The following is a 22,310-nucleotide window of genomic DNA, read 5'->3' on the forward strand; positions in this document are numbered from 1 at the left end:
GAAAATTTTGCGCCAGTTTACCTGAATATCAGGCAAATCCTATGAGAAATATTTAAAGCACGAATCTAAGTGATGCAGGCGATTTTCTCAGAAACCAAATCGTTGACCAGTTCACCCAGCGGCTTTGGCATTCCAATGTTGTAACCCTGACCGTAGTTGACCCCGAGTTCGCACAAGCGCTCAATCACAGCGGGAGATTCGACAAATTCCGCAACGGTCACCTTGCCCATTTGCTGAGCCAGATCGTTGATGGAGCGAACCATGATGTAATCACTTTCATTCTGGTCGATATCCCGAACAAAAATGCCGTCAATCTTAACAATATCGACAGGCAGGGTTTTCAGGTATCCAAATGAAGACAGCCCCGAACCAAAATCGTCCAGAGCAATCAGACACCCGAGGGACTTAAGTTCATCAAACACCTGACTCGCTTGTTTGATGCTGTGAATGGCAGCGGTTTCAGTAATTTCCAGACAAATTTTCTCATTTGGGAACTGGCTGTCTTGAAGTGCCTGTTTCATCGCAGCAATGAACTCTCGGTTTCCGATAGATTGCCCCGACACATTGATGGACACTCTGTCCAGATGCTCTGCCTGCTCTGGATGCTGGTCGAGCCAAAGTAATGTCTGTTTAATCACGTATCGATCAACCAGATGGGCAATGTTGTAGCGTTCGGTCGCTGGCATAAACACACCCGGTGAAACATAGTTGCCATTGGCATCTTGCAGGCGAACCAGAATCTCGAAGTAACACTGATGCTCGTTCTCGTCTTCTAGACCTTTAATTCGCTGGGCAAACAACTGCAATCGCTGATTAGCCAAAGCTTCATGTACCAGATTGACGCTTTCCATTTCTCTTTCGCGCTGCTTAATTTCTTCATCATCAAGGCGGTAAAGCTGATAACGATTCCGACCTTCTTCTTTGGCGGCGTGACAGGCAGTATCAGCCTGAGCGTGTACCATCTGAGGTGAATGTGCAGTGTGGTCAATCAGGCGGATACCAATGGAACAACTGATATTCAGAGTCAGGTCATCACGGATAAACGGATGAAGGTTGAGCTGGTCGATAATCGACTGAGCCACTTCAGTGGCGTCGGTCTTCTTACAGTCTCTGAGTAGTAGCGCGAATTCATCCCCTCCCATGCGGGACAAAATGGCGTTATTCGGCAGTACTTGCTGAATCAGCTTGGCACAGAATGCGATCGCTTCATCACCCGCTTCATGACCCACGGTATCGTTGATGACTTTCAACTGATCCAAATCCAGAAACAGCATGGCATGAGTGCGGAAATGCCCCTCCACTTCCACCATGGCTTTTTGCAGTTGCTGCTCGAAGAAGTTTCGGTTGTAGGTGCCAGTCAGCAGGTCATGCTGTGCTTGATACGCCAACTGGCGCGCAAGATCTTGAGTTTCACTGATGTCTTCACCCACAATCAAAAGCTGATGCGTTTCAGTCAGCGGGCGAATGTTCTCACGAACCCAAATAGTAAAGCCATTGGCTGTGGTGTATTCGATTTCACGTCGCCACACAGACAAATGATGCGGCTTAGGCTGCAACAGGACTTGCCTTGCATTGAGCTCTTCTGAGCCTGCGTAAAAGTCTTCCAGTTTTCTGCCCAGCATCTGAGTGGAGGAATAACTCAGCAGTTCCTGAGCGAAGCGGTTCACCGCCTGAATGCGGTTGTTTTCGTCCAGCGTCATCATCATTACGGGCTGTTTTTCGTAGTAATGACGAAAATCCGCTTCACTGGTCAGTAATTTATGTTCGGTTGCCTTACGAGCGGTGATGTCCTGTGCTTCAAGAAGAAAATGGCACGCCTCGCCGATTTCGTGGGGTAAAGGCTTCATCGCTACATCCAGCACACTCAAGCCGTGGTGTTGTCTCACCAGCTCGGCTTCAAACCGCGCAACACCGTCCTGACCCGGTTTCTCCAGATAAGATTTGAATGTCGCTTTGGCTTCATCGCTCCATCCGCGGTATTGCCATAAAGGTCGCCCGTACGCGCCACCTTTAACATAAAGCAGGTCTTGCAGTTTGCTGTTGCTCGATACCAAAGTACCAAAACGATCCACGATGCCGATGAATTGATAGCTTTGATCAAATACCGATTCCAGCAGTAACTGGCTCTGCTTAGCCTGAATTTCACTGCGCTTGAGGCGTTTCATGTAGTAAAGGAGCGAGCCAATAACCGCCAGCAAAATGAACACCGTTAGCAGTAGCAGGCGAATTTCCTGCGCGTACTCAACAAAGTAAGGTTTGGGTTTGTTAAGGACGGTATCGGCAAGCACAAAGCTGTCTTCCATTCCCCATTTTTGCAGGGCGTGATAATCCAGCTTAAGGTGAGTCCTGATGGGTCTGGGCTCGGGAAGAGGCGTGCCTTCTGGCTGGCTGATGACTTCAACTAAAATCTCACCCACCAGAGAACCGTTAGCAAAACCGTCCTGCATAAAGCCGCCGACACTGCCAAGCCCCAAGCCAGCATTGTACGCCATGTACACGGGGGCATTGGTGCGCTCATTAAGCGTCTGCCACGCCACCTCTTCAATAACTCGCCCTTGCTTGTCTCTAAAGTACACCCAGAACAGAATGCTATTCTCATCATTCAGATTTTCGGCTAGATGAAGCAGGTCATCAAAACTCTCTGGCACGATACTGTCGATGAGTTTGCGATCTCCGGGGTTTTTCTCCAGATATTCTGCAATCTGGCTTCTTGCTGCTGTCCCCGTTACCGAGTAGTCCGTGAGCACAATGATGCGATTCACTTTAGGCTGGAGCTTTTTGATCAGGCGGATGTTGTTATCCAGATCGATGTTTTCAGACACACCGGTCGCATTAAGATCTCGATGGAGGTTGGGAGAATAGTTATTGATTCCACCAAAAATAACCGGCGTGTCGCCCACGTATTCGTGCAGATTCTGCATCAGATTCAGGGCATTGTTATCGCTGACGACGATGGCTCGAAACCGCTCTTGCTGTAGTTTGGTTTTGAACAGGCTTTCAAGCTGGCTGAGGTATTCAGAAGTTTGTAATCGCTTGGTATCCAGATACATCACGCGATTAGGGATTTGATGAGAGTCCAGGCTTTCAGAAAGCCCTCTCTGGAAATTGTCCGTCCAGAAAAAACCCTGATGGTAAGAGTGAACCACCAAAACATTTTCGCTCGCCTGCGCTACAAAGCTCAGCAAACATGCCAGAACTACCCCAATGAATCGCACCCGCCAAACTCTCTATCAACGTTTCGTTTTCGTGAGTATACCAGATGATGCCTTTTTGAGTTGTTGTGAAGCTCAGGTTTGCACTATAGGATGTAGCGATTAAATCAGACTGTCACTCTGTTTCAGTATTGGGGTAACTTTCCAAGGATACGACTATGCAAACTGCCACCGCTCGTCTTGATGATCTGGACCGCGAAATTCTGAAAGCGCTGATGGAAGATGCCCGCACGCCTTACGCTGAAATGGCGAAGCAGTTTAATGTCAGCCCGGCGACCATTCACGTTCGTATTGAGAAAATGAAAGCGGCGGATGTGATTGAAGGCACTGAGGTGATCGTTAACACTAAAAAGCTCGGCTACGATGTGTGCTGTTTTATCGGTATTAACCTGAACGCGGCTCGTGATTACCATTCGGCGCTGGAAAAACTCAACGCACTGGATGAAGTGGTTGAAGCCTACTACACCACCGGGGCTTACAACATCTTCGTTAAACTGATGTGTAAATCAATTGAAGAGCTGCAATACGTGCTGATCGACAAATTGCAGGCGATTGATGAGGTGCAGTCCACCGAAACGCTGATTTCTCTGCAAAACCCAATCAACCGCAACGTCAACCCATAAAAAAACCACCCGTAGGTGGTTTTCTCTATATATCGGCTTCAACCAACTAAGCAGTAATCCCAGAATGACGCAGCAAGGCATCAATTTCTGGCTCACGACCTCGGAAGCGCTTGAACAGCTCCATCGGCTCTTCACTGCCACCCATTTCCAGGATGTTGTTCAAGAAGGAACGACCTGTTTCTTCGTTGAAGATGCCATCTTCTTCAAAGCGTGAATACGCATCGGATGACAATACTTCTGCCCACAGGTAGCTGTAGTAACCCGCGCTGTACCCACCAGCAAAGATGTGGCTGAAGCTGTGTGAGAATCGGTTCCACTCAAGGCTTGGCAACACCGCCACTTTCTCTTTCACCTGCGCCAGAGTTTCGAGCACGCGAGCGCCGATGTCTGGGTCGTATTCAGTGTGAAGAGTGAAATCGAACAAACCGAATTCCAACTGACGCAGAATGAACATCGCCGACTGGAAGTTCTTCGCCGCCAGCATTTTGTCCAGCATCTCTTTTGGTAAGGCTTCACCACTTTCGTAGTGACCCGAGATGAATGCCAGCGCCTCTTCTTCCCAGCACCAGTTCTCCAGGAACTGGCTTGGCAGCTCTACTGCATCCCAAGGTACGCCGTTGATTCCTGAAACCGCAGACACATCAATTTGCGTCAGCATATGGTGAATACCGTGACCAGTTTCGTGGAATAAGGTAACCACTTCGTCGTGAGTAAACAGCGCAGGCTTATCGCCCACAGGTTTGTTGAAGTTACACACCAGGTAGGCAACCGGAGTTTGCAGCTCGCCGTCTGCATTGGTGCGACGCACACGGCACTCATCCATCCAGGCACCACCGCGCTTGTGCTCACGCGTATACAAGTCGAGGTAGAAGCTGCCGCGCAATGTGCCACTGCTGTCTACGATGTCGTAAAACTTCACTGACTCGTGCCATACGTCCACGCCTTCACGCTCTGTCACCGTCATACCGAAGACACGTTTTAGTACCTCAAACAGACCCGATATGGCTTTGTCTTCTGGAAAGTATGGGCGCAGTTCTTCATCTGAAATCTGGAATAGGTGCTGCTTTTGCTTCTCGCTGTAGTAAGCGATGTCCCAAAGGTTGAGCTCTGATACGCCAAACTCTTGCTGGGCAAAGTCGCGTAGCTCTTGCACTTCACGTTCGCCCTGAGGCTTCGCTTTCACCGCCAGTTCGTTCAGGAAACCAAGCACTTGCTGTGGGTTCTCTGCCATTTTGGTCGCCAGCGATTTTTCACTGAACGAGCTAAAGCCCAACAGGCGCGCAATTTCATGACGCAGTTTTAGCTGCTCGGCAATCAAATCGGTGTTGTCCCACTTGCCTGCGTTTGGACCGCGATCAGAAGCACGCGTTACGTACGCTTCGTACATTTCTTTACGAAGTGCTTGGTTGTCACAGTAAGTCAGAACCGGGAGGTACGAAGGAATGTCCAAAGTCAACAACCAGCCGTCCAGCTCTTTGCCTTCAGCCGCGGCTTTGGCTGCCGCCATTGCTGATTCTGGCATGCCAACCAGCTCTTTTTCATCGGTGATGTGTTTGGTCCAGCCCATGGTGGAATCCAACACATTGTTAGAAAACTGGGAGCTTAGCTCAGACATACGCTTGCTGATTTCACCGTAGCGATGTTGTTGGTCGGCTGGCAAGCCAATGCCCGACAGGTCAAAATCACGCAATGCATCTGTGATGCTTTTCTTTTGTGCCAGAGAAAGGGATGCAAACTCGTCAGACGCTTTGATTGCTTTATAAGCGTCGTACAAGCCTTTGTGTTGACCAACCCAAGTACCGTACTCAGACAGCAAAGGCAGGCAGCTTTCGTAAGCCTCGCGCAGTTCGTTGCTGTTTTTTACCGAATTCAGATGGCTGACTGGTGACCACAAGCGGCTTAGCTTGTCGTCCACTTCCGCCAACGGCGCACAAACATTCTCCCAGCTCGGTGCTTCGTTGTTTGCCACCACTTCTTCCACTTTCTCACGACATGCCGCAATGGCTTGTTCTACAGCAGGCTTTACATGCTCTGGTTTAATTTCGGAAAACGGGGGAAGATCGGTAAACGTCAGTAATGGATTAGACATTTTTTCATTCCTTTTATCATTTTGTCCTGTACTAAGTGTGGTTCAGGATTCGTATTTTCAATAGCCAACGTCAGCAGGGCTCACACAGTGAACCTTGCCTTTGATATAATGAGCCTCTTTGTGCTCGCCAATCATTCATGTAAGAGATTATTTTGCTTAGTTATCGTCACAGCTTCCATGCAGGCAACCATGCCGATGTGGTTAAACACATTGTTCAGTCTTTGATCCTGAACGCTCTGAATCAGAAAGAAAAACCTTACGTTTACCACGATACGCATTCTGGCGTCGGGCGCTACGACCTCACTCACGAATGGTCAGAAAAAACCGGCGAATACAAACAAGGCATTGCCCGTTTATGGCAAGCAGATAATCTGCCGGAAGAGATTCAATCGTATCTTGAAGCGATTCAGTCCCTGAATCAGGATAACACCTTGCGCTATTACCCGGGATCCCCTCGCGTTGCGCGAGCGCACATTCGTTCACAAGACAGAATGGTGCTGACTGAGCTTCATCCAAGCGATCACCCTTTGCTTGAGCAGGAATTTCATCGCGATCGCCAGGTCAGTATCTTCAAAGAAGATGGCTTCAAACGTCTGAAAGCCAGCCTTCCACCAAAAGAACGCCGCGGCTTGGTGCTTATCGATCCTCCTTACGAGTTATCCCATGAATACCGCGATGTGGTGAATGCCATTGCGCAGGCTCATAAACGTTGGGCAACGGGCATTTACGCGATCTGGTACCCAGTTGTGAACCGACACGATATAGATGACATGCTGACTGGGCTTGAAAAACTCGGAATAAGAAAGATATTACAAATAGAGCTGGGCGTATCTGCCGATACCAAAGAGCGTGGTATGACCGCCTCAGGAATGATCGTTATCAACCCTCCATGGAAACTGGAAAGCCAGATGAACGAAATTCTTCCCATACTAAAGGAAGCAATTGCGCCGGTATCCGGTCACTTCAAAGTGGAGTGGGTCGTACCTGAATAATCGCGACAGACTGAATGATCGCGTCAGAATAGATATTAAGCCCTGAACCCATGTATCAGCGCATAACCAAATAATACGAAACAATAATCGGAGAAAGTCATGGCAACACATTTTGATTATATTTGCATCGGTGGTGGTAGTGGCGGTATCGCGTCTGCAAACCGCGCAGCGATGTACGGTGCCAAAGTCGCCCTCATCGAAGCTCAGGATCTTGGCGGTACGTGTGTAAACGTAGGCTGTGTTCCTAAGAAGGTGATGTGGCACTGTGCTCAGGTTGCCGAGGCAATGAATCTGTACGCTGAAGACTACGGTTTTGATGTCGATGTGAAAGGCTTCGACTGGAACAAACTGGTTGAGAGCCGCCAGGCGTATATTGGTCGTATCCATCAGTCTTACGACCGTGTACTTGGCAACAACAAAGTGAACGTCATCAAAGGATTCGCTAAGTTTGTTGATGCGAAAACGGTTGAAGTCAATGGTGAGCACTACACTGCCGATCACATTCTTATCGCTGTTGGTGGTCGCCCGACTATTCCTAACATTCCAGGTGCAGAGCACGGTATCGACTCAAACGGTTTCTTCGACCTGAACGAGCAGCCAAAACGCGTTGCGGTTATTGGTGCTGGTTACATCGCCGTAGAAATTGCAGGTGTTCTGAATGCACTGGGTACTGAAACGCACCTGTTCGTTCGTAAAGAGTCACCTTTGCGTAGCTTTGACCCTCTGATTGTTGAAACTCTGATGAGCGTAATGGAAGCAGAAGGCCCAACTCTTCACACTAACTCAGTACCTAAAGAAGTAGTGAAAGAAGACGATGGCAGCCTGACTATCCACTTCGAAAGTGGTCGCAGCCAAAACGTGGATACGCTGATTTGGGCGATCGGTCGTCACCCAGCGACAGACGCAATCAACCTTGCATCGACTGGCGTTGAAACCAACGATTACGGTTACATCAAAGTAGATGAGTACCAACAAACTAACGTTGAAGGCATTTACTGTGTGGGCGACATCATGGATGGCGGCATTGAGCTGACGCCTGTTGCCGTTAAAGCGGGTCGCCAGCTTTCAGAACGCCTGTTTAACAACAAGCCGAATGCGAAGATGGATTACAGCCTGGTACCAACCGTAGTATTCAGCCACCCACCAATCGGCACCATTGGCTTAACCGAGCCAGAAGCGATTGCGCAATACGGCGAAGAAAACGTGAAAGTATACAAGTCGGGCTTTACTGCGATGTACACAGCAGTCACTAAGCACCGCCAGCCTTGTCAGATGAAGCTGATTTGTGCAGGTGAAGATGAGAAAGTGGTCGGTCTGCATGGCATTGGCTTCGCGGTAGACGAAATGATTCAAGGCTTCGGCGTCGCAATGAAGATGGGCGCAACCAAAGAAGACTTCGACAGCGTTGTAGCGATTCACCCAACGGGATCAGAAGAATTCGTGACGATGAGATAAGTCACTTGGGATAGGTTTTATTACCCACCCCAATTAACATTGAACAATGATTGACCGACTATGTGAATGCATAGTCGGTTTTTTATATGGGTATCTAAATGATACACAATATAAGTTTCCATTCATTGGCACGGAAAAAAACATTTATTAATACCACTGTAAAACAACAAATAAAAGTCAGAGGTAGTGAAGAACCAATTAAAAAACCAAAGATCATCAAATCTAAATTTATATTATTTAAATAAAAAAGATTAGATATTTAATACAAACCACTCATATCAAATAGTTTATAAAACAATTTAAATTATTGAAATTAATTATCAACAACTCTTAAATAACATTTAAATCAATAAAAAATATCATCTTTCCTTGCCAAAAACCTCTTTCTTAAATGTAAAAAAATGAAATTTACATCATTTATTTGGAATGCAAATCACTTAACACAACTCATTGTTTTTAATCACAAAAATAGAAAATCACTCATTTTTAATAAAAAAAATATTAACTATGAGACCTTGCACATATTTTTTTGTAGAGATATAAACTGGTCACAGAAAGGAATTTTTAATACTCAAGGGATAGAAAAATGAAAAAGATTAGTGTGGTTATCCCAACCTATAACCGCGAAGACTTATTGTCTTACACGCTTGATTCGTTAGTTGCACAAACGCTGGATAAAAGTTTATTTGAAGTCATTGTTGTTGACGATGGCGGAAAAGATAATACAGAGAAAGTCATTAACAAATATCGTTCCGATCTTGATCTACAATATTTCTGGCAACCAGATAAAGGTTTTCGTGCGGGTAAAGCGCGTAATGTCGGCACAATGATCGCAGATGGACAATATATTGTTTATATCGATACGGGGGTTTTGCTTTCAAGTATTACTTTGGAAGAACACTTAAAAGCCCACGAAGCAGCAAAAACACCGATTACGATTGTTGGCTACGTATACGGATTTGATGTGGATGCAGAAGCATTAAAAGAGCTCGAACCTCACCTGAACAGCAAAGATGTCGACAAGACACTGATGCACTTAAAGCAAAGCGGTGCTTATGATATTCGCCAAGCTCAATACAAGATAATGGGCGAAGACCTAAGCAAATGGCCAGCACCATTTGATCTGTTCTGGACTTGCCATGTGTCTGCGGAAAGAGAAGAGTTGCTCAAAGCTGGTTTGTTCGATGAATCTTTCAATACTTGGGGTGGAGAAGACGTCGATTTGGGCATCCGACTGTTCCTTAACAAAAACGAATACGTCATGAACAAAGCGATTTGCTCTCTACACTGGCCACACCCTAAAGAAGTGTCTGATAGCGATGAACACTCAAATAGCGCCGCTCGCCGAATTCACGAAAAGTACAATATCTGGCAAACCAGCTTCTATAACATTGATCATCGCGAAGACGGTGTGCCACTTAACCGCATCATCCAGTTGCATCGCCCTCAGGAAATCCCGGCATTTAAGACATTCCAGTTTATGGACATGGGTTAACTTCGCCCCTCACCTACGCAATTCCAATATTAAGGTGCCAATGATAACCAACTAAGACTGAGCTGTATTGGCACCTGATGAATATCTGTATTTCGACGCTTACTGGCGCTCCCGCAATAAAGTCAGCTGCCATAAAGGATTAATGACATGACCTGTTTTTATGAAAATCTCTACCCCATGGATCCAAACTCTGAAACGCCACAGGTATTACCTGAGTTTCAGTCTCACCTAACCGTAGGGGAGACATCCTCTCTTATCGGTCGACCACATGTCGCCTTCACTTTTGTACGCGACGAAAGTTATGGCGCATCGCCTAACGAGACAGGACTTATTAATAGCGACGATTTTGTAGGTCGCATAACTATTGGTCAGCACAACCAAATCTATTCACAAAACGATGTAGCCTTTGAAAATACTCCTGTACGACTGACTCTGGTTAAAGCGAATCACCGCCCGGCTGGTCAAATCGAAATTGGCAATCACGTGGTAATGCAGGGAACCAATATCATCAGCTATGAGAAGGTAACCATTGAAGACCACGTCAGTTTTGGTCCACGTGTCACCATCATGGATTGCAGTGGTCATCCGGTTGCTGGTCGAGGTGAAGCGGATGAAGTAGAACGTACTCCTACAGCGCCAGTCACGATTCGCTCCGGTGCCTGGATTGGGATAGGTGCCACTATCTTGAAAGGCGTGACCATTGGTCGCAATGCCGTCGTGGGTGCCAACAGTGTGGTGTACAAAGACATTCCCGATAACGCCATCGCCCTCGGCAACCCAGCAGTGGTAGTAAAATATCTGGAACAAGGAAGCGATAATGAAGACGCAAAAGCATTGGCTGCTGGCACTGCTTAGCTTAGCGCTGCCGATCGCCTTTCAGACTGCTCTCTTTTCCAGCAAAAGCATGATCGATACGGTAATGCTTGGCAGCCTCAACCCGCTAGATATGGCCGCAATGGGGCTGGCAACCAAGGCTCACATGGTGCTGAGTTTTTGCATTATTGGTGTGGCAATCGGAGGTGGGCAGGTCGCCGCTCAATGTTATGGTGACAAGGTCAATGATAAATTTGTTCGTGTCTGCCTGATCATGCTGGCGTTGGCGGCAGTTATTGCACTTGGCTGCGCTGGATTCGTTTTCGTCGGCAGCGATGCCATCATGGCATTTGGCAGCAGCGACTACGCCATCATTGAGCAAGGCAGCCTGTATCTGCAAATCATCGCACCCACATTTGTGTTGTTTGCCATCACACTTTCTTTGGCTACCGTGCTGCGCACCATGTTCAAACCCATGGCTGCTACCGTAGTTAGCCTAATTGGGGTCGCACTGAATATTGCGCTAAACATCAGTTTTATTCCCAAATGGGGCATTACAGGTGTTGCTATCGGTACCTTGATTGCGGCTTGTGTCGAAACCTTATTACTGATTGGTTTTGTGATTTACAAACGTTGGTTCTTGTTTAAGCAGATCAAACAGGTATGGAGAACAACCCGACTTAGTGATGCGACGGTAGTCATCCAGCTATCATCCGTAGCAGCGCTGAACAGTGTTATCTGGTCGCTAGGTTTGTATGTTTTCCATTCATTGCTTGGTAAACAAAGCAATGACGTACTGATCATTCTTGGCGCTTTAGCACCGATAGAGTCGATCGCCGCAGCCCTTCTGATTGGGTTTGCCAGTGCCGCTTCCGTGGTCATTGGCAATCACTCAGGGCAAAGAGCAATGGACGATATCCAGTATCTACTGCCGCGTTATCTGAGTCTGAGCCTGATCTCGGGTTTATTCCTCTCGTTACTGCTTTATTTTTGTCAGCCTCTGGTGCTCGAATTTATCGCCAGTGACAATCCTGCATTACAAGAAACGGCTCGTTTTGCTTATCAAATTTTGATTGCAGCAATGGCGTTAAAAGGCTTATCAATGATGTTTATGATCGGCATTTTGCGTGCAGGGGGAGATGCGAAATATTGCCTTGGAGTGGATGTATTTTGTCAGTGGGTGGTGTTGCTGCCTTTGACCTATTACTTCCTTACCACAGGAATTGAGCCCGTTCAGATCTTACTACTGATGATCGTTGAAGAAGTGATTAAGATTGGCTTGTGCATTCAGCGCTTGATGTCAGGTCGTTGGGTTAAAGTTCACTCGGATCGAGTGCAGGCTTAATAAAGCGTCTGATAAATCTGCTCCACCCTGAAGATTCATAGGGCGGAGCAGATTGAGTTCGCTTAGGCGTTATCTAGGCGAATGTGACCATTGCACAGGTCATCACGCGTGATGCCTTTGCCGTCATTCAGGCTGTTGAAGTGACGAAGCAGCTCAGTCAGACCGTGAATAGATGCCAGCAGATCGCCAGTGTGAGCAGATTCAGACGCTGTATGCATGTTGCGGATTGGGTAACCCACAGTGATTGCTGCGCTGTCTACACCAGCCAATACCGCTGCCATACCGTCTGTACCCATATCACGACCACTAAAGTCTAGCTGGTACGGGATGTCTTTTTCTTTACACACTTTCTCAAGTGCTTGTACCAGGTACTCAGACACTACTGAACCGCGACCGATGGTGAAACCATCACCCATTTTCAGCGGGTTCATCTTCTTCGCACCGATGCCCGGTGCCGCTTCGTAGTCGTGGTTTACGTCAGTAGCAATCAGCACGTCAGGCTTAAGCTCACCAACAACTGCTGTTGAACCGAAGCGACCGATCTCTTCATGCGTCGCGATAGTGTAAAGAACGCGAACGTTGTCTAGGCCTTCTTTCGCCAGAATACGTGCGATTTCAGTTACAGAGAAACAGCCCAAGCCGTTATCCAGGTATGCACCGTAGAACGTATCTGGAGATACGCCGCGCTTGATGCGACGGTCCAGAAGAATTGGGTCACCTGCACGTAGACCTAGTGCTTCAACCTGCTTCTTACGATCTTCACCGTGAGTATGCAGTTCCAGGTAAATAGATTCAGGCTTGATGCCTTGGTCGCCAGAACGCTGACCTGGGGTAGAGAAGTGGATAGCACCCAGTGCTTCAACCGTACAACCTTCAATCGTCTTGTACTGACCTGGTTGCTCTGGATCCTGGCAGAATACTTTTACTTCATGGCCGATTAGCGTAGTCGGCAAGAAAGAATCTGTGTTAATCCACACTTTGCCATCGCTGTCGATCTTACGAACTTGCATGCGAATTTTATCAGCGTGACCGACAATCATAACGCTAACAAGATCATCACGTCCCGGATGCGAATCGAATACTAATCCTGCATTACCTTTGAACTGGTGAATGCCCCACTCCTTCGGCATGAAAGATTCGAACTCAGGTTTGATTACGCCGTAGCTCATTGCTGCTTCAAAACCGATTGGTGATGGAGAATCTAGAACGTCAGCCATAAATTCAAACTGGGAAGATGGCATAGATGCTTGCCACGCGTTGGTGTTGTTATCAGAACTCATTGAAAAACTCGTCGAATGATTAGTGAATACTGGTAGCACCTGGCGTCCTGCCAGGTGATGCTCTGAAAAGAGTCAGTTTCGAACTGGTCGAAGCTAACTCTCCAAGCTAAGAGCTTTCTACTATCTTATCAAGACTTGTTACGAATAATTACGATTCATCCGCCAAGTTTTAATGTATTTTGATTCAATTTGTTTCAATTATGTAGCAAATACCTCTACCAAGGGCTCGACTTGAGTTTCAATGCATAAAGGATGATATTCATCATGTAGTGTACAAGCGTGGCGGTAATGAAAGTGGCAATCCAGATGGTGGTATCCAGTCGATAAAACAACATCAGAAACAACAGACAGCCTATTACAGAGTCAGATTGGTCGAAGAAATTAAACAGCACACCTTTAATACCGCGAATATTACCGCCGGGCGGCACATCGCAACGACGTTTGATAAAGCTGTTGGGAAGTTCAAACAGCACGTAACCCAACCCGCAGCTCGCACCCAATAACAGAAGTTCAAGCTGGGAGAACTGATCATAGGGGATGACGGAGAGAGCCAGTAAGTGATCAGATTGCGCTGTCCAAGCACCAATAAAGTAAAAGCTCAAAGCGGAAAACACCACCATCCCGACAAAGCCTTTCCAAGTCTTGTTTTTGCCAAACCACGCTTTGCCGTCTCGGTAAGTTCTGCCCCCATCCATGGGAATATGAATCGCTTTTAGTAACGGAAGTTTGAGAAAAACCATGTTCAGCAGCCCTGCCACTACAATTGGTAGCAGCAGGTACAATACAGAATTTAACGTCTCCAAGAAGTTCATGACGCAAGGTTTTCCAATCGGCTTTCAGACTGCTGACCTTCTAACAAATCAATAAAACTCAGTAAGTTGGCCGTCAGTCGATCAATGAACTCTAGCTTGAACACGTTGTTGGTCATCAGATAGGCATTAAACCGAGTCGCGAACAGATAAATCGCATTACCCAACAATACCTTATAGAAAGACTCTGACTCACATTTGTAACCTGTCAGTGCCTGTAGTTCACCGCGGTAATACTCAATGTACTCTTGCAAAGACTGGCTGCTGGCAACCTGATCAATCACGCTAATAAGAAATTCAATTACGTCTCGTTGCGGGTTTTGAATACAGGCTAATTCCCAGTCGTACGCAACAAGCTGAGTTCCTGCTTCTGTATGCCGCAGGGCGAGATTTCGAATATTGAAATCGTTATGGCTTAGGCAAAGCGGAAATTCAGACATCGCTTTCAATAGCGTTGAATCTGAATCGATGAATGTGCTGACTCGCGCAACTATCGACTCTGGCACCAAATCAGGGTATCGCTGATGGTTGTATTCGGTAATTCGATTCAATAGCGTTTTGGATTCCAGCAATGAGTCGGCACAAAACTTATCTAAACAGCCGCTGATCACCAAAGGTTCCAGAGCATCTAAGTTATCGAAGTAACTGGCGTGTATTTTCGCCAAACCACGTAATGCGGTTTTGATTTCCTTTTCCTGCCATAAGGTTGGCATGTTAATGGTGTCCAGATGAGAGCAATGGCTGAGATCTTCCATCAGCAAGGTATATAACTGGGATTTATCATCAGCGTGACTGCCATACACTTGCGGGCACAGTGCCAGCAGTTCTGTATCTCCGAGGGCATTGAGGTGGGAAAACAGGGCGATTTCTCTGCGATGCGCATTATCAAAACCCAGCACTTTGGCTTGCGCCTGATACAAACCAGATAAGGTATCGTCGCCAGAGATATGCGCCAGTTGAGCACCTAGTAGTTTTATCTCGTCACTGTGTGGTTTGATCTTAGCGATAAACGTCTCGAAGCCCATTTTCTCGGCTGCCGAATTATCTACCGCTAAACGGTGAATGCCATACACAGATTCCGTATTAGACACCAGAGTATTGATAACCCCATTATTGGTGTCTAGTTCTACCTTACGCACTTCCTCCAGCCAGGCATAGTCTGGGTAAAGCGCCTGATTGAAGTACTCGGCTGACAGGGTTTGTTCTGGTTTTGGCCGGTTTCGACCCAATCGCTCATGCGCCTGCACAAATTCATTGGAAACAATGGCAGCACCCGTTGATAAATCCAAGCACAAACACGTCGCTGCAATGATTTCCGCCAAGCGCTTCACCTTGTCTTTACCCGCACAGCCCATCAGTGACAAGCACTCATTTTGAGTCGGCAGCCCTGTTCCACCCCCAACCGTACCAATCACTAAAGAAGGCATGTACACGCTGATCACGATGGCGTCGCCGTCTTTCCGGGCTTTCAGTGTCCCTAGTGATGATTCATGAACACACGCAATATCTTGCCCTGTGGCAGTGAAAATCCCCGCAACAACGTTGGCAAAGTTAAGATTAGTGCTGATCATACCCGCGCAGGCTGCGCCAATTTCCCCTTGATGCCAGCTTTCAACCAGTTGATCGGAAGTTACCCGCAAAATGCGTTTCAGTACGGAATCAGGAATACGGCAGTGAGCAGTCACACTGACCCCGCGACCTCGCGTCAGGCTCAGAGCATTCACCTTTTTGTCACCCGCCATATTGCCTTCAATCAGGTACTGCTTTACTCCGATATGGGGAAGTTGTTTTAGTTGCTCCATGATCCACTCACAGGCAATCCAGGTGGTGGCAGAAGTCATGTTTTGACCCGCCGCGTCAGCAGTTTCGTAGCAAAAACGCAGATGAAGGCTGTCGCCAAAAACCTGAGGTTCAATGCGAGTCAGCTTAGCCACCGACGATACGCTTTCTGCTTTTTCGGCAATGGCAGAATGATTCGCTTCGACCCATTTTTGCAGTGCCACCGCGGACGCCATGTCGTCACAAATGAATGCAGGCGCGCGTACCATATTTTGGGCAATCACGTGAACGTCTATTCCACCACCCAATTCACACGCTTTGGCACCTCGGCAAATAGAGCTCACCAAACACCCTTCTGTCGTGGCGATAGGCACGGGCACGTACCCATTTATGTACTCACCATTGATTTTGACCGGTCCCGCCAGCCCGATAGGGACGTGAACCGTACCAATGTAGTTTTCTATATTTCCGGCTAAGGTCTGAGGGTCGAGATGACTTCGACTGACGTTGGAGAGCGTGGTTTCAGACACCTTTTCACACCAGTCCAGACGGCTTTGAATGGCGTCTTCTTTGTATTGTGCGTAGCCGGGAGCCGTTGGAAGTCGGCGTTTCATTTTTTCACTAGCTGGCATGTTCTAAGCTAAATCCTTTTAATAAACGAATGATCGAGTCCAGTTGGCTGTCTTTCAGCGTTGGCTGGCTCGGCAAGCGAATCAAATGTTGGGAGGCATATTGGGCATTCGGGCAGTCGGCTTTGAACTCTTCAAACTGCGCCAGCACGGAGCAGTCAAAAAATTCCTGCGGGTTGTTATCCACGTTATGCGCCAGCAGATACTCAGAAAGCCCCTGTTTATCCTCGCAATAAACCCCAAAATACGACCCGTTCGACATTCCATGTTTGTCTTCATTGAGCAGTTTTATATCGGGGTGATAAGCCAGTTCGGCTTTGATTTTCGCTACATTTTTTCGACGTTCGTGTACGTTACTTTCAATTCTGGATAACTGACGATCCAGCATGCTCACCATAAAAGGTTTAAATTCCGCACGCTGATCAGGTTCGAAATACCAGGCGGCATCATTTTTTGATGGTGCAATCAGGTTTCTGAGCCAATGTCTGCCACGCCGACTGAGTGCGTTCCCCCACCTCACCAGTGGCAACATCGTGAATTTATAGATTTTTGGGTTGTAAATGGTGGTCAAAAGGCAACGAGAGAAGGTATCAATCATCGAGTGACGAAATCCCGCACCATGCTTTGGCGGCTGATAGTTCTCAGCGGTCTGACCGTTCAAAGCCAGCATTCCTCCACCAAAGCAATTGACGATTTTGGCCACCCCGAAGCTAAATAATGCTCCTGAACCAAATTGTCCCATATGAGTGTCGCCAATGTAGCTACCCACCGCATGGGCGCAGTCTTCAAAAATGTCTAACTCATGCCGTTCGGCAATAGCGCAGATTTCTGGCATGTTGGTCGGATTGCCAAACATATGCGTGGCAATAATAAGCTTGGTATTGGGCGTCACCTTTCTCGCGACATCTTCCGGGTCAATACATAATGTGTCAGGCTCGATATCCACAAAAACAGGCGTTAATCCTGCCTGTACAACCAGACGAACCACCACATAATAGTTGTAGGCGGAAATCAGCACTTCGCTACCTAATGGGTAATCTTTCAGGTCCAGAAAATACCACAGCGCATGCCGACCCGTTGGCGTGCCCAGAGTTTTGGCGTGGGGCATCAGGGGTTCAGTCACAGCGTTAATATCACGATCGCGGTACAGCCCCGGAACAAAGCGCGAAGCGAAATATGGCCAATAATCCGAATACTTCATGCCGACAGAATGACGGGGAATCATCATAATCAGTTCCTCATCAGTTTCCGAAGTGGTAATGGCGCATAAAATCGAACGCCTGAATTTCCGTCTCGACCCGGTGAACCAGATCAGGCGACCAGTTCACTTTGTTGCGTGACTGATTTGGGCTGGAATACACACTTTCCCGACATTTCGCTATGATGTGCGGGTCTTTTTCCAGCTCCAGATAATCGAGTAACGTCCCGACTGTACTCTCAAAATCATCAATCAAATCTTCATGGCGAAGAGTCACGACTCGGTTTTCCGGCAATCGGCTGATGATCTCTTTGTTGTAACGGCACAGTTCAAGAAATTTATCCGTGGTGTACTCCAAAGATCGTCCCATGCGACGCGACCAGGTCGCGATGTTGTCAAACGGGTTTCGAGTGATGTGTATGAATTTCACCATCGGCTTATCCTGCCCGAGTAAGGTTTCAATCAGCTCTGGATTTTCACCCAACTTCAATGTGGTGCGTTTGCCTTCCTGATCGGCCACCGCCACCAGATTACGATGCTTCCCCTGCCAGCCAGTATCGATATCGTAGGCATACCCCGTCAGCATTCGGCTGTTTTGAGCAAAGCGTTCGGAGTTGCGCTTAATTAGATAACCGAGCTTTTTCATGTCCGGCTTTTTGCCTACGCACGCCAGAGCATCAAGGCGATGCGCCACCAGCATATCGGGATGAGCATCCAGTATGGAGCCGTAGATACTGTGACCACTGCGTGGATAACCAATAAAAAGCGCACAGGTTTTCAATTGCTCAAATTCTGTCGCGATGCGCTCTTTCTGAAGGGAGAAGCGCGTTTGATCGACAAAGCGTTGCCAGCGCACACTAAACCATAGCCAGACATCATTATCTAAATCGGTTTTCGCCGTCATGCCAGCGCCTCCTCACAACGTTCTTTGAGCGCCTGATTCATCTCATTGAACCCAAGCTCTGTGTGCTTCCAGCGAAGGAGCAGGTGAGCAAAAAGCAACGCTCCTTTGAACACTTCGTTATGTACAAAGCGAGTGCGGTTCTCATCGATTTTTTCTAAACGAAAGATATGGTGACCATCGAGCAACTTGGGGTAATGGAACTGACCTAGCCAGCTAAATTCTGTTCCTTCATCCACTGAAATCATTTTTGGGAAGAAGGTGCGTGCAACGGACGAACTTGGATGCGCCGTCACTGTGAGGGTTTCTCCCGGGTTCAGTGGTCCTTCAACCTGAGTTAAGAAGGGGTTCCACTCGGGGTATTTTTCGAAATCAGTCAGCACATTCCAGATGTGCTCAATGTTCGAATCAATGGTAATTTCCGTTTCCAAAACTTTCATGGCAAATCCTTTTTCCAGGTCAATCAGACGTGACTTTTCTGATTACCAGGGTTTTAAACTGAGCCTTTGAGACAGATCTGAGCGAATCAGATTGAGTGGGTCTATGTGTTTGACGATACGTTGCCAACTTTCCAGTTCTGGCGCTGAAGCGTGGTAATGCTCCGCACTTAAGCAGGCATCTTTCGCGAGATAGAAACGAGGATTAAGCGGTGCAATTTCATTGGCGAACGCACTAAGAAAGTCACGCGACAAACTGTTGTCCTGCACCTGAAAATTGATTGCCCACCCCGGAGCGGTGAATGCCAGCATGCCCGGTGAAGAAAAGTCGCCCATTCGCTTAATCACCAAATGAGTCAGAGGCAAACGGGCTTTTTCCGCCATCGCCAGCATGACGTCGAGAGAGTGCGAAAAATGTTCATCACTTAGATGGTAGTGAAATTCAATCACACCACTTTTCGGCAAGAACCGATTCGCCTGCTTCACCATTTGGTGAGGGCCGCCATAGTTGTAGGCAAACACATGTTTGGTGTTTTGCTTGGCTCTATGCCGTTGTTTTGCCAGTTGGTTGGCGAATTGCAGTGTGCCATCACGGACGATAGGCAGATGCGGCAACCACGCCCAGTCTTTCGCTTTATCGGGAAATGGACGCTTCTCTTCCGCGTAGTCTGCACTCACATACCAGCCATTGATGGGCTGTTTGGCAACGTAAAGACAGGCGTAGTGAAAAGCGGGGTCTTCGCGGAGTGGAGCCAGCATTTCCTCAAAGCTGAAAAATGGGGTTTTGCTTTCAATCACGCTAGTAAAATCAAGCGGCTGGATCCTGAGTTCCACCTCCAGAATCATCCCCGTTAATCCCATCCCACCAATAGTGGCAGAGAAAAGATCGGCATTTTCTTCGGCGCTGCATACCAACACATCTCCACTCGGGACTTTTAATTTGATGGCTTTCACATGCCGACCAAAGCTTCCCACCCGATGATGGTTTTTGCCGTGAATGTCGCTCGCGGTAGCACCACCCACCGTTGCCCATTGAGTGCCGCCATAAACAGAGAACTGGTATCCATTGGGGATCAGCGAGCGATGCAGTTCCCCCATTTCGATATTGGCAGACACCCGGCACGTCATGTTTTCGGAATCGATTACAATCACAGGCTCCAGAGTTTGTACCACCGTCTGACCATCAGTCAGGAAAGAGGCATCACCAAAGCTGCAACCACCCCCTCTGGCAATAAAGGGTTGGGTCAGATCCGTTTTTTCTGGTTCACAAATACGGGTTTTGGTGGCGCAGGTATGTGTCCAGCTTGCGATAGGCTCTAACACACTCATTGCAGTAATCTCCACGCACGGTGCCAACGCTGAACCAAGGTCAGGTAGATAAGCACACAGCTCACCACTAATCCCCACACCAAGATGCTATAACCGGCGATCAGAAAATCTGGGAATAGCCCATACGCGAGCAAGATTGCGGTGAATAGAATGAAGCGCTCTGTGCGCTCCATTAAGTCTGGCCAAGACGTGTTACTGACAGACACTTCCATCGCAGCGCGGGATTTGGCGTAGCTCACCAGCAACGAACCAATGACATAGGCGAAACACAGTGGCCATAGCCCACTCACCCATGCGATGGCAAATACCGTCACAGCATCCACAATGCGGTCACACATAGCATCGAAGTAGGCACCAAATCGACTGCACGTATTGGAAGCCCGGGCAACCGCACCATCCAGCAGATCCAGATAGCCAATTCCGGCAACCGCATAGGCAAACCAGAGAAAGTTCTCGGTCACCATCAACATGGCGCTGGCAGCAATAGCCAGCAGCAATGCAAGTAAGGTGACGGTATTGGCATTGAACCCGCATTTGAGTGTCAGCCTCGCGCTCAAATGGATAGGGGCTTTAAATGTCGCACTGAAGAATTGTTTGTAGCTGGTGATCATCATTACTTCCTCTGACCCCGCTTAACAGGTTTCCAGCTCTTTCACGGCTTGTTCTGCTTCAGAATGCGCGCGGAAGAAAACTTCAACCTGATCGTGAGCTTGAGGATCAGGAATCTGAACCGGCGGACTCTTCATAAAGTAAGCGCTGACCGACTCTATAGGACCACCCAGCCCACGTTGTACGGCAAGACCTGCGCTGCGAATCGCATCAACAACCACACCGGCACTGTTTGGTGAATCCTGCACGGATAAACGCAGTTCCAGCTCTAGCGGCTGACCGCCAAACCCTTCTCCTTCCATGCGGATAAAGCACAGTTTGTTGTCTTCCTGCCAAGGCACGTAATCAGATGGACCAATGTGAATATCACGAGCATCCAGCGGAGTGTCTAGCTGAGAGTTTACAGACTGAGTTTTAGAGATTTTTTTAGACTTCAAACGCTCATGCGCCAGCATATTGAGGAAGTCCGTGTTCCCGCCTGTATTCAGTTGGTAGGTACGTTTCAGTGACACACCACGATTATCAAAAAGCTTTGTCAGTGCGCGGTGCACAATGGTGGCACCCACCTGACTCTTAATATCATCACCAACAATGGGCACCCCTGCCTGACGGAATCGCTCTGCCCATTCGGGGTTAGATGCAATGAATACCGGAACACAGTTCACCATAGCAACCTTGGCAGCCAGACACGCGTCAGCAAAATGCTTCACTGCTTTTTCTGAGCCCACTGGTAAGTAGCACACTAGTACTTCTGCTTTGCTTTCACGAAGCACCTGAATAACATCAACCGCTTCCTGATCCGCGACCTGAAGCGCGTTGTCCTGAGGGTATTCCTGCATGTGGCTGCTGTAGCCATCCAGAACCGGAGCCATCTGAACAATGACATCAGAAGCCGGTACGTCAGGTGCAAATACCTGTGTGCAGTTAGGCTTGGCAAAAATGGCTTTATGCAGAGGTTGGTTGACCTTCCTGGCATCGATATCAAATGCAGCAACCACATCAATATCAGAGCAGCGCCATGGACCTATCTTGTCTTGCATCAGACCATTAGCAACGTTTTGGTTCTCTGGTTTTCCATAGTGATGAATGCCCTGAATCAAAGAGCTTGCACAGTTACCCACTCCAGCAATGGCGACTTTTATCTTTCCCATTAATCATCCTTAAACATCAATAAACATCCGTATAAACAGAAATCACCCGATAAGCTTCATTTATCAAAATCAATGACAAATAAATCACCAGGAGATTTATAAATAACTGTTTTATAGATAATTTTGTTACTTAACCAACGTGAAACAAAATATTAATATGATGA

General features: G+C 47.7%; 17 protein-coding genes. 6 read left to right on the plus strand and 11 right to left on the minus strand.

Annotation, left to right across the window (positions count from 1 at the left end; genetic code table 11):
* Positions 1-65: 65 nt before the first annotated feature.
* Positions 66-3,215, minus strand: a complete 3,150-nt coding sequence (locus tag INR79_RS17535; RefSeq protein WP_223095333.1) for an EAL domain-containing protein — start codon at positions 3,213-3,215, stop codon at positions 66-68.
* A 155-nt stretch (positions 3,216-3,370) separates the two neighbouring features.
* Between INR79_RS17535 and asnC the strand changes: the two genes are divergently transcribed.
* Positions 3,371-3,835, plus strand: a complete 465-nt coding sequence (gene asnC, locus INR79_RS17540) for a transcriptional regulator AsnC (RefSeq protein WP_004404906.1) — start codon at positions 3,371-3,373, stop codon at positions 3,833-3,835.
* A 46-nt stretch (positions 3,836-3,881) separates the two neighbouring features.
* On the opposite strand, the gene prlC is transcribed toward asnC, so the two are convergent.
* A complete protein-coding gene (prlC, locus tag INR79_RS17545) occupies positions 3,882-5,924 on the minus strand; it encodes an oligopeptidase A (RefSeq protein ID WP_223095335.1) in 2,043 nt (680 codons plus the stop codon).
* Between the two features lie 152 nt (positions 5,925-6,076).
* Here prlC and INR79_RS17550 point away from each other — a divergent pair, with 152 nt between their 5' ends.
* The 5 genes from INR79_RS17550 (at position 6,077) to INR79_RS17570 (ending at position 12,024) form a co-directional block, all read left to right on the plus strand.
* A complete protein-coding gene (locus tag INR79_RS17550) occupies positions 6,077-6,916 on the plus strand; it encodes a 23S rRNA (adenine(2030)-N(6))-methyltransferase RlmJ (RefSeq protein WP_223095337.1) in 840 nt (279 codons plus the stop codon).
* Between the two features lie 99 nt (positions 6,917-7,015).
* Positions 7,016-8,371, plus strand: a complete 1,356-nt coding sequence (gene gorA, locus INR79_RS17555) for a glutathione-disulfide reductase (RefSeq protein WP_223095339.1) — start codon at positions 7,016-7,018, stop codon at positions 8,369-8,371.
* A 586-nt stretch (positions 8,372-8,957) separates the two neighbouring features.
* Entirely contained in the window at positions 8,958-9,866 is a 909-nt protein-coding gene (locus INR79_RS17560; RefSeq protein WP_022551886.1) for a glycosyltransferase, read from the plus strand.
* Between the two features lie 147 nt (positions 9,867-10,013).
* On the plus strand, positions 10,014-10,721 hold the full coding sequence (locus INR79_RS17565) for an acyltransferase (protein WP_223095341.1): 708 nt from the start codon (positions 10,014-10,016) through the stop codon (positions 10,719-10,721).
* Positions 10,684-12,024: an MATE family efflux transporter gene (locus tag INR79_RS17570; RefSeq protein WP_223095343.1), complete on the plus strand. Its 1,341-nt coding sequence runs from the start codon at positions 10,684-10,686 to the stop codon at positions 12,022-12,024. The genes INR79_RS17565 and INR79_RS17570 overlap by 38 nt, the downstream gene beginning before the upstream one ends.
* 62 nt (positions 12,025-12,086) lie before the next feature.
* Here INR79_RS17570 and INR79_RS17575 read toward each other — a convergent pair whose 3' ends face one another.
* From INR79_RS17575 to INR79_RS17615, 9 genes are all read right to left on the minus strand, one after another.
* The gene (locus INR79_RS17575; protein WP_223095346.1) at positions 12,087-13,304 is read right to left on the minus strand and encodes a M20/M25/M40 family metallo-hydrolase; all 1,218 of its coding nucleotides are present in this window, start codon (positions 13,302-13,304) and stop codon (positions 12,087-12,089) included.
* Positions 13,305-13,519: 215 nt separating this feature from the next.
* Positions 13,520-14,116 (minus strand): CDP-archaeol synthase, encoded by a 597-nt coding sequence (locus tag INR79_RS17580; protein WP_223095348.1) that lies wholly within the window; start codon positions 14,114-14,116, stop codon positions 13,520-13,522.
* Positions 14,113-16,524, minus strand: coding sequence for a phosphotransferase (locus INR79_RS17585; protein ID WP_223095351.1), 2,412 nt, complete (start codon positions 16,522-16,524; stop codon positions 14,113-14,115). Before INR79_RS17585 ends, INR79_RS17580 begins: the two co-directional genes overlap by 4 nt.
* Entirely contained in the window at positions 16,514-17,749 is a 1,236-nt protein-coding gene (locus INR79_RS17590; RefSeq protein ID WP_223095353.1) for a DegT/DnrJ/EryC1/StrS family aminotransferase, read from the minus strand. Before INR79_RS17590 ends, INR79_RS17585 begins: the two co-directional genes overlap by 11 nt.
* A 13-nt stretch (positions 17,750-17,762) precedes the next feature.
* A complete protein-coding gene (locus INR79_RS17595) occupies positions 17,763-18,623 on the minus strand; it encodes a sulfotransferase (protein ID WP_223095355.1) in 861 nt (286 codons plus the stop codon).
* Entirely contained in the window at positions 18,620-19,060 is a 441-nt protein-coding gene (locus tag INR79_RS17600) for an SRPBCC domain-containing protein (RefSeq protein WP_004405644.1), read from the minus strand. Before INR79_RS17600 ends, INR79_RS17595 begins: the two co-directional genes overlap by 4 nt.
* Positions 19,061-19,102: 42 nt before the next feature.
* Entirely contained in the window at positions 19,103-20,386 is a 1,284-nt protein-coding gene (locus INR79_RS17605) for an FAD-dependent oxidoreductase (protein ID WP_223095357.1), read from the minus strand.
* Complete coding sequence (locus tag INR79_RS17610) at positions 20,383-21,000, minus strand: CDP-alcohol phosphatidyltransferase family protein (RefSeq protein ID WP_223095359.1); 618 nt, start codon at positions 20,998-21,000, stop codon at positions 20,383-20,385. The genes INR79_RS17605 and INR79_RS17610 overlap by 4 nt, the downstream gene beginning before the upstream one ends.
* An 18-nt stretch (positions 21,001-21,018) precedes the next feature.
* Positions 21,019-22,146: an inositol-3-phosphate synthase gene (locus INR79_RS17615; RefSeq protein ID WP_223095361.1), complete on the minus strand. Its 1,128-nt coding sequence runs from the start codon at positions 22,144-22,146 to the stop codon at positions 21,019-21,021.
* Between the last annotated feature and the right edge of the window lie 164 nt (positions 22,147-22,310).

The organism is Vibrio sp. SCSIO 43132, from assembly GCF_019904195.1.
Lineage (GTDB): Bacteria > Pseudomonadota > Gammaproteobacteria > Enterobacterales > Vibrionaceae > Vibrio > Vibrio nigripulchritudo.

Excerpts from the sequence above, each read along its gene's own strand:
- asnC (WP_004404906.1), top strand. The coding sequence starts at position 3,371 with ATGCAAACTGCCACCGCTCGTCTTGATGATCTGGACCGCGAAATTCTG.
- prlC (WP_223095335.1), bottom strand. The coding sequence starts at position 5,924 with ATGTCTAATCCATTACTGACGTTTACCGATCTTCCCCCGTTTTCCGAA.
- gorA (WP_223095339.1), top strand. The coding sequence starts at position 7,016 with ATGGCAACACATTTTGATTATATTTGCATCGGTGGTGGTAGTGGCGGT.
- INR79_RS17560 (WP_022551886.1), top strand. The coding sequence starts at position 8,958 with ATGAAAAAGATTAGTGTGGTTATCCCAACCTATAACCGCGAAGACTTA.
- INR79_RS17565 (WP_223095341.1), top strand. The coding sequence starts at position 10,014 with ATGACCTGTTTTTATGAAAATCTCTACCCCATGGATCCAAACTCTGAA.
- INR79_RS17570 (WP_223095343.1), top strand. The coding sequence starts at position 10,684 with ATGAAGACGCAAAAGCATTGGCTGCTGGCACTGCTTAGCTTAGCGCTG.
- INR79_RS17575 (WP_223095346.1), bottom strand. The coding sequence starts at position 13,304 with ATGAGTTCTGATAACAACACCAACGCGTGGCAAGCATCTATGCCATCT.
- INR79_RS17580 (WP_223095348.1), bottom strand. The coding sequence starts at position 14,116 with ATGAACTTCTTGGAGACGTTAAATTCTGTATTGTACCTGCTGCTACCA.
- INR79_RS17585 (WP_223095351.1), bottom strand. The coding sequence starts at position 16,524 with ATGCCAGCTAGTGAAAAAATGAAACGCCGACTTCCAACGGCTCCCGGC.
- INR79_RS17590 (WP_223095353.1), bottom strand. The coding sequence starts at position 17,749 with ATGATGATTCCCCGTCATTCTGTCGGCATGAAGTATTCGGATTATTGG.
- INR79_RS17595 (WP_223095355.1), bottom strand. The coding sequence starts at position 18,623 with ATGACGGCGAAAACCGATTTAGATAATGATGTCTGGCTATGGTTTAGT.
- INR79_RS17600 (WP_004405644.1), bottom strand. The coding sequence starts at position 19,060 with ATGAAAGTTTTGGAAACGGAAATTACCATTGATTCGAACATTGAGCAC.
- INR79_RS17605 (WP_223095357.1), bottom strand. The coding sequence starts at position 20,386 with ATGAGTGTGTTAGAGCCTATCGCAAGCTGGACACATACCTGCGCCACC.
- INR79_RS17610 (WP_223095359.1), bottom strand. The coding sequence starts at position 21,000 with ATGATGATCACCAGCTACAAACAATTCTTCAGTGCGACATTTAAAGCC.
- INR79_RS17615 (WP_223095361.1), bottom strand. The coding sequence starts at position 22,146 with ATGGGAAAGATAAAAGTCGCCATTGCTGGAGTGGGTAACTGTGCAAGC.